The 13368-nt window shown below is 56.4% G+C and carries 11 protein-coding genes; 9 read left to right on the top strand and 2 right to left on the bottom strand.

Annotation, left to right across the window (positions count from 1 at the left end; all coding sequences use genetic code 11):
• The first annotated feature begins 5 nt into the window (after window positions 1-5).
• Window positions 6-1178: an ArgE/DapE family deacylase gene (locus BBOH_RS01360; protein WP_033520333.1), complete on the top strand. Its 1173-nt coding sequence runs from the start codon at window positions 6-8 to the stop codon at window positions 1176-1178.
• A gap of 144 nt (window positions 1179-1322) precedes the next feature.
• Here the strand turns inward: BBOH_RS01360 and BBOH_RS01355 are convergent, their stop codons facing one another.
• Both BBOH_RS01355 and BBOH_RS01350 read right to left on the bottom strand, forming a co-directional pair.
• Window positions 1323-2696 (bottom strand): nucleobase:cation symporter-2 family protein, encoded by a 1374-nt coding sequence (locus BBOH_RS01355; protein ID WP_044098053.1) that lies wholly within the window; start codon window positions 2694-2696, stop codon window positions 1323-1325.
• Between the two features lie 280 nt (window positions 2697-2976).
• Complete coding sequence (locus BBOH_RS01350; protein WP_033520331.1) at window positions 2977-3555, bottom strand: xanthine phosphoribosyltransferase; 579 nt, start codon at window positions 3553-3555, stop codon at window positions 2977-2979.
• Between the two features lie 250 nt (window positions 3556-3805).
• Between BBOH_RS01350 and BBOH_RS01345 the strand changes: the two genes are divergently transcribed.
• The 8 genes from BBOH_RS01345 to BBOH_RS01300 all read left to right on the top strand — a co-directional run bounded on the left by BBOH_RS01345 (window position 3806) and on the right by BBOH_RS01300 (window position 13364).
• Window positions 3806-4543 carry a hypothetical protein gene (locus BBOH_RS01345; protein WP_143242345.1) on the top strand — a complete coding sequence of 246 codons (738 nt, stop codon included), beginning with the start codon at window positions 3806-3808 and terminating at the stop codon, window positions 4541-4543.
• 304 nt (window positions 4544-4847) lie between these two features.
• Window positions 4848-7541, top strand: a complete 2694-nt coding sequence (locus tag BBOH_RS01340; protein WP_033520329.1) for an ATP-dependent helicase — start codon at window positions 4848-4850, stop codon at window positions 7539-7541.
• 724 nt (window positions 7542-8265) lie between these two features.
• Window positions 8266-8601 carry a response regulator transcription factor gene (locus BBOH_RS01325; protein WP_052118103.1) on the top strand — a complete coding sequence of 112 codons (336 nt, stop codon included), beginning with the start codon at window positions 8266-8268 and terminating at the stop codon, window positions 8599-8601.
• Window positions 8602-8850: 249 nt separating this feature from the next.
• Entirely contained in the window at window positions 8851-9600 is a 750-nt protein-coding gene (gene pnuC, locus BBOH_RS01320; RefSeq protein WP_033520325.1) for a nicotinamide riboside transporter PnuC, read from the top strand.
• Between the two features lie 91 nt (window positions 9601-9691).
• Window positions 9692-10360 (top strand): deoxyribose-phosphate aldolase, encoded by a 669-nt coding sequence (deoC, locus tag BBOH_RS01315; RefSeq protein WP_033520323.1) that lies wholly within the window; start codon window positions 9692-9694, stop codon window positions 10358-10360.
• A gap of 2 nt (window positions 10361-10362) precedes the next feature.
• The gene (locus BBOH_RS01310; RefSeq protein ID WP_033520321.1) at window positions 10363-11550 is read left to right on the top strand and encodes a phosphopentomutase; all 1188 of its coding nucleotides are present in this window, start codon (window positions 10363-10365) and stop codon (window positions 11548-11550) included.
• A 153-nt stretch (window positions 11551-11703) separates the two neighbouring features.
• Complete coding sequence (deoD, locus tag BBOH_RS01305; protein ID WP_033520319.1) at window positions 11704-12408, top strand: purine-nucleoside phosphorylase; 705 nt, start codon at window positions 11704-11706, stop codon at window positions 12406-12408.
• Window positions 12409-12410: 2 nt separating this feature from the next.
• Window positions 12411-13364 (top strand): sugar-binding transcriptional regulator, encoded by a 954-nt coding sequence (locus BBOH_RS01300; protein ID WP_033520317.1) that lies wholly within the window; start codon window positions 12411-12413, stop codon window positions 13362-13364.
• Window positions 13365-13368 lie beyond the last annotated feature (4 nt).

The following is a 13368-nucleotide window of genomic DNA, read 5'->3' as shown; positions in this document are numbered from 1 at the left end:
GATATATGAATACCGATGAAACCTTGGATCTACTGCGTCAGTTCGTGGCCATGCACACCGAGAACGGTAACGAAAAGGTTGTGGCCGATCTGATTGACGGGATTTTCAAAAAGGCCGGCATAGCGTCGAAAGTGCTGCCTTTCGAGGATGACCCCACGCGTGCGAACCTTGTTGCGGAAATCGGCCACGGCAAGCCGGTCCTGTGTGTCACAGGGCATATGGACACGGTTTCGGCGCAACAGGAGGGCTGGCTCCGCGACCCCTTCACGCTCACCGAAGAGGGCGACATGTTTTACGGGCGTGGCGTAACGGACATGAAAGGCGGTTTGGCGGCGATCGTCGCGGCGATGGTCAATCTGAAGGCTCATGAAAGCCAGATGCACGGCACCGTGCGGTTCTTGGCTACTGCGGGCGAGGAGGTCGGCATGCCCGGTGCCCGCAGGCTGCATGAGCAGGGCTATATGAAAGATGTGGACGCGTTGCTGGTGGGCGAACCCTCCGGTTACAGCATCATCTACGCGACCAAGGGTGAACTGAACCTGAACATCAGGATGAAAGGCAAGGCCGCACATAGCTCCATGCCCGATGCCGGAATCAACGCGGTCGAGGCCATCGTCGAGTTCCTGACCTCTCTGAAGACGTGCATACTTGACGCGGCCAGGGGAGTCACGAGCGCCGATCTTGGCGACACGGTCTTCAACATCGACGTCATTCGTGGCGGCAGGCAGGTCAACGCCATTCCGGAATCGGCCAGCGCCGAGATCAACATCCGCATCATCCCCGAGCTGAGCAACAAGGAGATTCTGGCGGTGCTTGACGAGGAGGTCGCCAAGTTCAACGAAAATCACAAGGCTAGCGTGTCCTACGACGTCACAATGGACATCGTTCCCGTCATCGGCCCCAAGGATTCCAAGCTCTCCTCGATCGTCAAGTCGGTGGGTGAACGGCATTTGAGGAGCCAGGGCAACACGGCTCCGATTCCCGTGATCGGCGTGTCCGGCGGTACGGACGGAAGCGAACTGCTGCGGGACGCCCCGAGGGATACGGCCTATGTAGTATTCGGTCCCGGCAACCGTACGATGCACTGCATCAATGAGAGCCTACCCAAGTCCGTCTTCTTTGATTTCATCGAGATGTATAACGAGATTTTCGACGAATACCTAGGCATTAACCAGTGATCGGGAGTCGAGTTTACGCCTGATTTGGTGGCGTTGACTTTGGCGACTTTATAAGCTTGGCCCCTGCGTTTGAAGATGCAGGGGCCAAATCGTTATCGGTGAAAGGTGTGGCCTGGCGCTGTATGTGAGCGCGGCGGCCGATGACTATTCAGCGGTCCTGTCGTCATTCGGGTTGACCAGGAATCGTTCTTCGCCGGGCAGTAGGGCGTTGAGGATCACCGCGACGACAAACGATACCGCGATGCAGTTGGTGGCGAAAATCGACTGGAACAGGGCGGGAAAGTTCGCGAAGATGCCGCCCACCTGAGTGAAGCCGATGCCGATCGTGAGGGCCAAAGCGGCTATGGTCGTGTTTCGTTGGCTGAATCCTGCTTCTGCGATCATCTGGAACCCCGAGAGGATGATGTTGCCGAACATCATGATCGTGCAGCCGCCCAGCACCGATTGCGGCATGGAATTGAACACCTGCGCCACACCCGGCACAAAGCTGGCGAGAATCAAGATCAAGCCGCCGGAAAAGATTACTTTGCGATTGACCACCTTCGTGACCGCGACCAGACCGATGTTCTGTGCAAATGAGGTCAGTGGCAGACATCCGAAGAGCCCGGAAATGGTTGAAATCAGGCCGTCGCCCGCAATGGCACCGGATGTTTCGCGGTCCGAGGGCAATCGGTTCAGTCCGACCTTCGACAGGGCGGCCGTGTCGCCCAGCACCTCAACGGATGAGACGACGTAAAGCAATGCGAAGGAAACGATGGCTCCGGCGTCAAAAGTCGGGGCGAACGGCATGAACTTCGGCAAGCTGAACGCTTGCAGGTTTGAGAATTCTGAGAAGTCGACCTTACCCATGCACAGGGCGGCCACATAGCCGACGACCAATCCGAACAGCACGGAAAGTTGCTTTGCCGTGCCGCGCATGAGCAATTGGAAAGCCAGGCAGGCAACCAATGAAATCAGACCAAGTGTGAGATTCTGCCAACTGCCGAAGTCCTTGGCGCCTGCACCCCCGCCGAACGAAGAGGCTCCTGTCGACAGCAGTGAGAAACCGATGGAAGTCACGACAATGGCGGAGACGATGGGGGGTACGTACTTTTTCCAGAACGTTGCGGTCAGTCCTAGAATCAGTTCAATAAGGCCTCCTACGATCACCGCGCCCACCAACGCCCCATAGCCCTGCTTGCCGACGATCGCCACTGCGGCGGCCACATAGGTAAACGAGATGCCGGTGACCATGGGCAAACGGCTTCCGATGCGCCACAATGGGTACAGCTGGAGGCACGTGCCCAGACCTGCCACCAGCAGGCCGTTCTGAATCACCATTGCGGACTGTTCGGGACTTAAGTGCGCGGCTGCCGTCACCAGAAAGATCGGGGCAAGATTGGCCACGAACATCGCCATGACGTGCTGTAGGCCGAAGGGGATGCCGTGCCAGAAGGAAATCCTCCCGTCGAGACTGGTCAAAGCCTCGGCAGTGATCCGATTGGAGCGCGCGGACTGCGGCGACTGAAAGGCGTGTATGGCGGATGAATAGTCCTGCGTCGCTTCGGAACGGCCAAATCGGAACCCAAATCCGGAATGCGACTGCGCTTGGCGGCTCTGTTCGGCCGGCTGATGTTCCGCTGTTGACGTTGTTGGTTTGTCGGATGCCGAGGCGTTGCCTGTCGGTTGCTTATCAGTGCTCAAAGGGTCTCTTTTCCGGGTGAATTGAGATAGTGCTGACAATGCTGGACCGTATCGTGAATGTCTTATAGTCCGTTACGTCGGTTGTGATGGTGATGGATGATGATTTGACGGGGACTCAGGCGAACTCGATAGTGCCCTCATCGCCGTTCATGGACTTAATGATAGCCAGCGATTCGACATCGTAACCCGCCTCGCGAAGCTCCTTGCCGCCACGTTGGAAGCCTTTTTCGATGGCGATGCCAATGCCTTCGATGATGACCCCGGCCGCGTTGCAGATATCAATCAGACCATGCATGGCCTTGCCGTTGGCTAGGAAATCGTCAAGCAGCAGTACGTGCTCACCGGGGGTGAGGAACCGCTTGGAGACGATAATGGGAAACTCCTTCTGCTTGGTGTATGAGTAAACTTTGGCCATGTACTGATCGCCATCGAGGTTGATGGACTGGCTTTTCTTGGCGAAGACGACGGGGCAGTCGCCGAAATGTCGCGCCGCGCAGCAGGCGATGCCAATGCCGGAAGCCTCGATGGTAAGAATCTTGTCGACACGCTTGCCGGCGAAAATCCGCGCCCATTCGGCACCCATGTGTTCGAAGAGGGTCACATCACATTGGTGATTGAGGAATGAGTCGACTTTCAGCACCTCGCCGGGCTTGACTGCTCCGTCGTTGCGAATCCTGTCTTCCAGTTCCTTCATCTCGACCTCTCGTCCACGGTTGTCAACGGGTTCGGCGACGTGCGCCCGCCCAAGGGATATATGAATTAAGAGCATAACCGCCGCTAGTGACGATGCTACAATTGATGAATCGCCCAAGGTGACGTGATGTTTGCAAGCCGTGTCTGCGTCATGGTTTTTTCCGTTGTCGCATATGGTGTTTTCAGTTTGGCGGCTTCGGGCTGAGTGCAAGCAATTCGAGTATGTTATGACGTTTAATGAGGGGCTGGTCGTGGGAATTACAAATCAAGCCAAAATGATCGAGACGACGATCAAGACGGTCACCGCTCTGGCGCATTCGCCGATGGTGCGGGTCGACAGGGAGGACTTCCTGCGGAGTCAGTTCGCGGATTCTCCGTATCTGGACAAGATTCTCGCTCAGGGGCCGCAGAGCGTCTACGGGCTGGAGGAACTGCGCAGGATGGCCGATAAAGTCATTTCTGGCAGCGCGACGCAAACGGCGTTGGCCTCCTTCGTGGCCGGGCTGCCGGCCAACCCGCTGATCGCGATTCCCGTAGGCGGCGTGGATGTGTTGCAGTATTTCGGTTTCGCGCTCAATATGGCACAGAGGCTTGCCTATCTTTTCGGTGACCAAGAACTGTTTGAGGACGGCAAAACCGACATTTCCGAAAAAACGCGTATCACCATCATCGCGTACCTTGGCGGTATGCTAGGCGTGGCGGGCTCAGCCGGTCTTATCGCGAAAATCTCCCGACAGGCGAGCGCCGTCGTGGGCAAGAGGGTCGCCGCCAAGGTTCTGACGATGACGATGTGGCATCCGGCAGTCGAGAAAGTCGCGATGCTGGTCGGCAAGAAAATCACCCAGAAGACGGTTGATGACGCCATCAGTAAAGTGGTTCCACTGGTCGGCGGCGTCATTTCCGGAGGGCTGACGTATGCGACCTATAAGCCGATGGGCGCACGATTCGCCGATTTGCTGATGAAACGGGCGAAGGGCGAGCTGGCTTGAAGGCAATGACGCCAAGGAACTCGAGGGATAGCCCGAACCGCGATGACAATCGTCGCGGTTTGTGGCGTCTCGCTGGCAAAGTTAGAAGTGTTGCAGTGAACCGGACGGTGTGGTACTGCATAAACGGTTCGTTGACAAGGCTGACAGGACCGCTGATTGACCTGTTGATGTGCTAGAAATGAAATCTGCGTTTTCGTCAGGGGCCGGTGCCGGATTGGGGTAGTCAGGTGCGGTCGTGCGATACGTGGATGGACTTCATACAGCGACGAACATCGTCGGTGCAACACATTGAGGAGGAACGGGCGTGCAGCAGGATCCAGAAGTCATTGCCAGAGGCGCTCAGGAACTGGTGGGCGATTTGAACCCACAACAGGCCGAGGCGGTGCAGTACCAAGGACCGGCCCTGCTGATCGGGGCTGGCGCCGGTTCGGGCAAGACGCGCGTCCTCACTCGACGTGTGGCATGGATTCTTTCACAGTTCGGCGCGTGGCCCAGCCAGATTCTGGCCATTACGTTCACCAACAAGGCCGCGGCGGAGATGCGTGAACGTCTCGGGGCTTTGATCGGACCGGTGGCCGATCGCATGTGGATCTCCACCTTCCATTCCGCCTGCGTACGCATCCTGCGTCGCGACGGGAAGGAAATCGGCCTCAAATCAGGTTTCTCCATTTACGATACGGCCGACTCGCTGCGCCTGATCAAACTTATCGCAACGGATCTCAACATCGACAACAAGCGGTACACGCCCAAAGCCATCCTTGCGAAAATCTCGGACTACAAGAACAGGCTCATCGGCTGGCGTGAACAGCTCAAGACGTACGCCGCCGACTACAAGCCGGGTCAGCGTGGCTACCAGCTCGGCCGCTACGACAATGTCGAAGAGCTGTACGCGGTGGTCTACGCCGAGTATGAATACCGTCTGGCCGCGGCGAACGCCGTCGATTTCGACGACCTGATCGTGCGGACCGTCGAGTTGTTGCGCGACCGCCCGCAGGTGGCGCAATATTATCATCACAAGTTCCGTTACATCCTCGTCGACGAGTATCAGGACACGAACCACGCGCAGTACGTGTTGGTGCGGGAATTGGCCGGGCTCGGCGCCGATTCGGTCCGGACCAATCAAACCCGCCCCGAGGAGCAGGGCGTGCGTAGTGAACAGCCGGCTTCTGTCACCGTCGTAGGGGATTCCGATCAGTCGATTTACGCCTTCCGTGGGGCGGATATCAGCAACATCGAGGACTTCGAGAAGGACTTCCCGGGTGCACGCGTGATCATGCTCGAGCAGAATTACCGCTCCACCCAGACCATCCTCGACGCGGCCAACGCCGTCATCGGGCACAATTCCGGCCGCAAGCCCAAGAAGCTGTGGACCGCGTTGGGCAAAGGCGAGCCGATCGTCGGTTACGCGGCGGACAACGCCCAGCAGGAGGCCGGTTGGATAGCCAACGAAATCGCGAACCTACGAACCGAAGAGTCGGTGCCATACTCCGACATGGCGATCATGTACCGGGCCAACGCGCAATCGCGAGCGCTGGAGGAGGCGCTGATCAACGCGGGAATACCGTATCAGCTGGTAGGCGGCACGAAGTTCTACGAACGGCGCGAAGTCAAGGACGCCATCGCCTATTTGCAAGCCATCACAAACCCGGCCGATTCGGTGAATATGCGCCGCATCATGAACGTGCCCAAACGTGGCTTGGGGGCGCGAGCCGAAGCGTTCGTGGCGCAATACGCCGACGAGCACGAGGTGCCCTTCTGGGAGGGTGTCAATCATGTGGATGATATACCCGATCTGCCTACCCGCACCCGCACGAAGCTTGGTGAATTCCGCGATCTGATGCGCTCGCTGACCGCTTTCGCGGCCGAGAACGACTCCAAGCCCTCACAGATCGTGGCCGAGGTGCTGAACAAGTCCGGCCTTCTTGAGGAGTTGCAGCGCTCCACCGATCCGCAGGACGCCTCCCGTGTCGAGAACCTTTCCCAGCTGCAATCCGTGGCGGCCGAATTCGAGCAGAAAACCCCTGATGCCACGCTCGCAGGCTTCCTTGAGACCACGGCCTTGGTGGCCGACTCCGACCAGTTGCCCGGCGAGAACGAGGACACCGGCAAGGTCACACTGATGACTCTTCACACGGCCAAGGGCCTTGAATACCCGGTGGTGTTCCTCACGGGCATGGAGCAGGGCACGTTCCCGCATTCGCGCTCGCTTGAAGACGAGACGGAGCTTTCGGAGGAGCGACGATTGGCGTATGTCGGCATCACACGGGCCAAGCGTCGGTTGTATGTGACGCGGGCGGCCGTTCGCGCCCAGTGGGGACAGGCCAACGACATGATGCCAAGCCAGTTTCTTGACGAGATCCCTGACGGGCTGATCGATTGGAAGCGACGTGAGGCCGGTGTCGAACGCATGCGCTCCGGCTGGGGTGGTGGCGCTTCCGCCTCCGGTGACGATTTCGATGACGAATTCGGCGGCTGGGGCGATGACGACGATTTTTCGGGTGGGGTCACCTTCGGCGGATCCGATTCGTCGGCGTCGTATGGCTCACGAGGTTCGAGCCGTTCCTCCTATGGCTCTGGTTCGTCGTACGGTTCGCGTTCCGGTTCACGCGGTTCGTCGTCGCGTTCGGGTTACGGCTCGCGTTCGTCCGGCGGATCCTCCTATGGTTCGCGTTCCGGCTATGGTTCGTCCTCTCCCTACGGTTCCGGTTCGAGCTATGGCTCCGGTTCGCGCTCACGCGGCGGCAAGGTGAGCACGCGTCGCACCACACCCAAATCCGCGTTGCCATCACGAGGAGTCGAATCCGGTTCGATCTCACGTGACAACAAGCTCGACATCGCCGACTTCCACATCGGCGACAGGGTGACCCACGACCAGTACGGGCTAGGCACCATCATCGACGCACAGGACAAGGGTCGCAACTCGATCATTACGGTCGATTTCGGCACCGACGGCGTCAAGCGGCTTATGCTTCGCGTCGCACCGATTGAAAAACTGTAACGGTATCCGTCGAAGGGTTGCGCTCGCGATGCCGTAGGGACCGATGAATGCTTCATGGTCCGTTGGCTCAACAGGGATGTTCGGCCAACGGACCCAGAACCTTTCGGGTGCCTGTTGTCGTTTGGCGTATCCGGATGCATTTTGCTCGTCGTCGCTTGAGGGATACGCCTTCTGCCGATGATTCTTGCCGTTACGGCTTGAGCGTGGTCACCATCGTTTGCGGGACTGCCTATTTGAAGGTCGACGTTGATTCGCCGCCTTCGGCCGCCGTCGCCTGGATGTGTCTTCTGATTTTCGGACTCGACCCGTATCCCCAAACGCATTGAAGGATTCGGCATCTCATGTCACGTGGGGGCGTCGCTGCCTTGATGCCTGGTGGATGGCGGCAATCGTGACGAACCGTGCCTAGGGTCCGTCTGAACTATGCATGGTTGGTCTGGCATCGAACGATGCATATTCGCTCGTCGCGCTGTTCCTGCCGATTGCTTCCGCGCTCCTTTCCGCAAAGATTATCGGTTTGGAGACGTCCGGGCGCATGGATGTGAAGTGGGGTAGCCTGGGGTGTTCGGCCGTTCGTCGATTTATACTCAAGTTGTTCGTGACCGGTTTTGTCCCATATCTGTGTTTCGCTCTGCCTCAGCTTGGAGCGTTTCTCGTCACATGACGATTCGGTTTTCCCGACGGCGGCCTTGGTGCAGGTGCCTCGGGCTTTCTGCTCAAGGATGTGCGGACTCGGGATTTATGCAACGCGATCCATGCCGTCAATGAAGGCGATGCGATATTGACGCCGCGTGTCACCGGTGAGGTGATCCGCCGAGGCATTCCGAAGGTGGCGGGCGATAGTGAGGCGAGGGCATTACGCGAACGTTTCGCGACGCTTGGTGATCGCGAGCTTCAGGTTGCTTCGCTTGTGGCAGAGGGGCTGAGCAACGCGGAGATTGCCGAGCGGCTGACCATTCAGCCTGACTCCGCGAAGAAGGCGGTCGCACGCGTCATGGGGAAGCTGGGCGTGAGCGAGCGTGTGAAGGTGGCCGTGATGTGGTATCGCGCCGGAATGTGAATGCTTCCGTTGAGTGTTTCCGATAGTGGCTCGCATTGTTTCAAGCAGTGTGAACCTTTTATGATGCTTCTTTGATAAATGGGTGGTATGCGAATCGATAAGTGGCGGTTCTTCTGGACCTGTAAGCGCATTGAACAAAAGTTCAATAAAATAATTTTACATTTGTAAAAAATGTGATAGTCTTAAACTTGTTCGGTCAGGGAGACCGAATCACAGTGGAGCAAACTTTTAATGGGGAAGGATTTGCCTATGCCTACGCAAGAGAGATTCGAGGGCAATTATGTTCAATGGCTGGGTGTCGAATTCAAGAAGATAAATTTGGTTGCTGCCATGATTTGGTTCTTTGGCATTGGTTTCCAGACGGCACTGCTGGTTACCAATCCCATCACGTGGCAGGCTTTTGTCACCTATCTGGCAACCGTCGTCGGCTTGGGCTGCACCGTATACATGATGGTTGGTGCGCCTATCAATGGTCTGCTGGGTTTGATCAGCGTGTTCGGCTTTGTCACGGTCAATCTGTTCGCGCATCACTGGTGGAGCGTCGTGGATCAGATCATCTTCGCCTGTGCCATTGATATCCCGTTGATGATGAAGTGGAGGACCTGGGGCCAGGATTTCGGCGCCAAGGTCCGCAAACTGCACCTCAAGGGCTGGATGGTCACGATTCTGTCCATCGTCGTCGAGTGGGGCATCCTCTTCCAAGTGGCACGCCTGCTCAAGGATTCGCAGCCGGCAGTTGATGCCTTGGTGCTCGCCTTCGGTGCAACGGCCTCCATTCTCTGCGTGATGCACGTGTCCAACACGTATACACTCTGGCTCGCTGAAGATGTGGTGAACGTGCTCCTTTGGTTCTATGCGCTCAAGGACGGCTACAGCCCCGCTGCTTTGCCGATGCTCATCAGCACGCTTATGTATACGGCGACCGCGATTTACGGACAGTTCTTCAGTGTCTGGCATAAGGCCGGCAATGCCAATGGCAAGATCGCTGTAGAAAATTGATTTTTCGAAGCAAGACGGCTGATTGGTTCAGTGAAGGCGTTCTTCGTGCTGACGGCGGTCATGCTTCATGCAAAGGATAAAGGTAAAAATAATGAATAAATCAACATTAAGCAAATATATCGATCACACCTATCTTAAGGCCGATGCGACGAAAGACGACATCATTCGGATCTGCAACGAGGCCAAACAATATAATACGGCTTCCGTCTGCGTCAACGCTTATTGGGCGGCGCTGGTTAGCGGTCAGCTGGCAGGAACCGATATCAAGACGTGCTGCGTGGTCGGTTTTCCTCTGGGGGCGACGAGCACCGCCTCCAAAGCGTTTGAGGCGCGGCAGGCGATTAAAGATGGCGCCGAGGAAATAGATATGGTCATCAATATAGGGGAACTGCTTGCCGGTGAGGACGGTAACGTCGAAGCCGACATCAAGGCCGTTGCGGATACCGTGCATGCCTCCGACAAACTGCTGAAGGTCATCATCGAGACTTCTTTCCTGGATCATGACCAGAAAGTTCGCGCATGCGAACTTTCGGAGAAGGCGGGCGCCGATTTCGTCAAGACCTCGACAGGTTTCAGCTCGGCTGGGGCCAAGGCCGATGACGTGGCACTGATGCGTCAAACGGTCGGCGATCGTTTGGGCGTCAAGGCATCCGGTGGCATCCATAGTTATGACGAGGCGATGGAGATGATTGATGCGGGCGCCGACCGCCTGGGCGTCAGCGCCACCATCGAAATCCTTGAGGGAGCGGAGGGGAACTGATTATGAAATACAATCGTATCTTCGGGTTGGTGATGGATTCTATCGGCACCGGTGCCGCTCCGGATGCCGGCGATTTCGGCGATGAAGGATCGGACACGCTTGGATCCATCGGCAAATATTTCGACGGTAAACTCCAACTGCCGAATTTTGCCAGACTTGGCATCTCGAATCTTAGGGGCACGCCCATTGAAGGCGTACCTGCGGCTAAGCACCCCATCGGATGTTTCGGAAAGATGCAAGAGGTCTCGGTAAGCAAAGACAGCATGTCCGGGCACTGGGAGATGATGGGGCTTCCCGTTGTCCAAGAGCTGAGTTTCTTCCCGAACGGTTTTCCCGATGACATTCTTGACCCGATTTCCGAATTTTCCGGGCGCAAGATCGTAGGCAATCGCGCTGAATCCGGAACGCAGATCATCGAGGAGCTGGGCGAGCATCAGATGAAGACGGGCGACTTGATCGTCTATACTTCCGGCGATTCGGTGATACAGATCGCGGCGCATGAGGAAGTCATCCCAGTGGAGGAGCTGTATCGGATTTCAGAATATGCCCGCAGTCTGGTCAACGGCCCGAAATACACCGTCGGCCGCATCATCGCACGTCCATATGTCGGTAGCGGCAAAGGGCATTTTACCCGCACCGCCAACCGTCACGACTTCACGCTCAAGCCACTGGGCTTGACGGATCTTGATCAGTTGCAACAGGCCGGCGTCAAAACCATTGGCATAGGCAAAGTCAATGACATCTTCTCCGGACAGGGCATTGACGAAGGCTACCATAATGAAAGCAACATGGACGGCATGGATCATCTGGATCACGTCATGACGCAGGACTTCACCGGTTTCTGCTTCACCAACCTGGTGGATTTTGATGCCATGTACGGTCATCGCCGCAATCCGGAAGGTGACGGCAACGCGTTGATGGATCTCGACCGTCGTTTAGGCACGGTGATCGACAATATGCGCGATGATGATTTGCTGATGATTACGGCGGACCACGGCAATGATCCGTGCTTCAAAGGAACCGATCATACCAGGGAATATGTTCCGTTGCTTGCCTATTCGCCCGGCATGAAGCAGCCCCAAAGCCTCGGGACGCGCACGTCGTTCTGTGATTTCGGGGCCACGGTTCTTGACAATTTCGGTGTGCAAGCCGATATGCCAGGTACCAGCTTCCTTTCGGAACTGAACTAGAAGCCATTGGTTGATTATCGATTTCGGTGTGTCAAATGACGGTTTCCGGGGACGGGGATACGTCGGAATCGATATCTGGTTGACGATTACAGGCCGTTTTGTTTGGCGGCAGGTAGAAATTAGACAGGTACAAATTAAAGGAGATTTGTAAAAATGAGCACTCATATCGATGCGCGGCGCGGAGATGTCGCCCAGACCGTATTGCTTCCGGGGGACCCGTTGCGCGCGAAATACATTGCGGAAAACTTTTTGGAAGACCCAAAGCTCTATAACACCGTGCGCAATGCGTTCGGCTATACCGGGACATACAAGGGTCATCCCGTTTCCGTGCAGGGCACCGGAATGGGCATACCCTCCATTTCCATTTACGGTACGGAGCTGATTAAGGACTTCGGTGTCCAAAATCTGATTCGTGTGGGCACTTGCGGTGGAATGGGCAAAGACGTCAAGCTCCGTGATGTGCTGATCGCTCAAAGCGCCAGCACTGACTCCTCGATCATCCACAACACCTTTGGCGGTGGTGTCTACTATGCCCCGACCGCTGATTTCGGTTTGTTGGAGAAGGCCTACCATGCTGCGCTTGATAACGATATTCCCGTTCAGGTCGGCAACATCATTTCCGAGGACCGTTTCTACGATGATGAGATGGACACGCAGAAACTGATCGACTACGGTATTCTCGGTGCGGAGATGGAGGCCGCCGCCTTGTATCTGTTGGCCGCTAAATACCATGTCAAAGCTTTGGCTGTGCTGACCGTAAGCGATATGATTACAACGGGAGAGAGCACGACCGCTGCGGAACGGGAGACCTCGTTCAACGACATGATCACCGTGTCCTTGGAGGCGGCCGCCAACTGAATATGAGCGTTAGATATGAAGAGAAAAAACTGAAACAAAGCATTGCCGCCGCAAGGCTGTATTACGAAGACGGGCTTGGACAGACCGAAATCGCGCACAGCCTCAAGGTGTCGAGGCCGACGGTTTCCCGGTTGCTGAAAATGGCCCGGGAAACCGGCGTTCTGAAAATCAAGATCGACGACCCGTTGCTTGACGCGGGCGATCTTAACGAGCAATTGGTCGAGAAATACCATCGTGATATCCACGTTGTGCCCAACAACTACGACGGTGAGATTTCCACCATGGACAGCCTGGGGGCCTTCACCGCGCAGTATCTCATGCAAATGGTTCGGCGCGGGGATGTCATCGGTCTGGGCTGGGGCAGAACGATTCATGCGGTAACCACGCATCTCAATAGGCATCCGGTGGATGACACCACCGTTGTGCAGCTCAAAGGCGGTGTCAATATCAGGTATCAGGAAACGTATGCAGATGAAAGTGTCACCGAATTGGCTTCGGCGTTGGGGGCCACTCCGCATTTTCTTCCTTTGCCTCCGTTCTTCGACAGCAAGGTGACGAAGGAAATCGTGGAGCATGACCGTTTCATCAGGCAGACTCTTGAGCTTGGCAAAAAGGCGAATATAGCGTTGTACAGCGTCGGGACCGTGCGCAGCGATGCGTTGCTGTTTCAGCTTGGATACTTCAACGCGAAGCAAAAAGCTTCGCTGAAACAGACGGCGGTAGGTGATGTCGTCTCACGTTTCATCGACAATGACGGCAAAATCGTCAATAAGGAACTTGACGATCGGACCGTAGGCATCGGACCAGGGGATCTCAAAAAGAAGGAGCACTCGATTGTGGTCGCTTCCGGGCTTCTCAAGGCTCCGGTCATCCAGGCGGTAATGCGGGCAGGGTATGCCAATGAATTCATTATCGATCAAACGATAGCCCAGGAACTATTGACTTATGAAGATTGAGGTG

This window comes from Bifidobacterium bohemicum DSM 22767 (genome assembly GCF_000741525.1).
Classification (GTDB): Bacteria; Actinomycetota; Actinomycetes; order Actinomycetales; family Bifidobacteriaceae; genus Bifidobacterium; species Bifidobacterium bohemicum.
The sequence above is the reverse complement of the archived record's forward strand: the minus strand, read 5'-3'. Positions and strand labels throughout refer to the sequence as shown.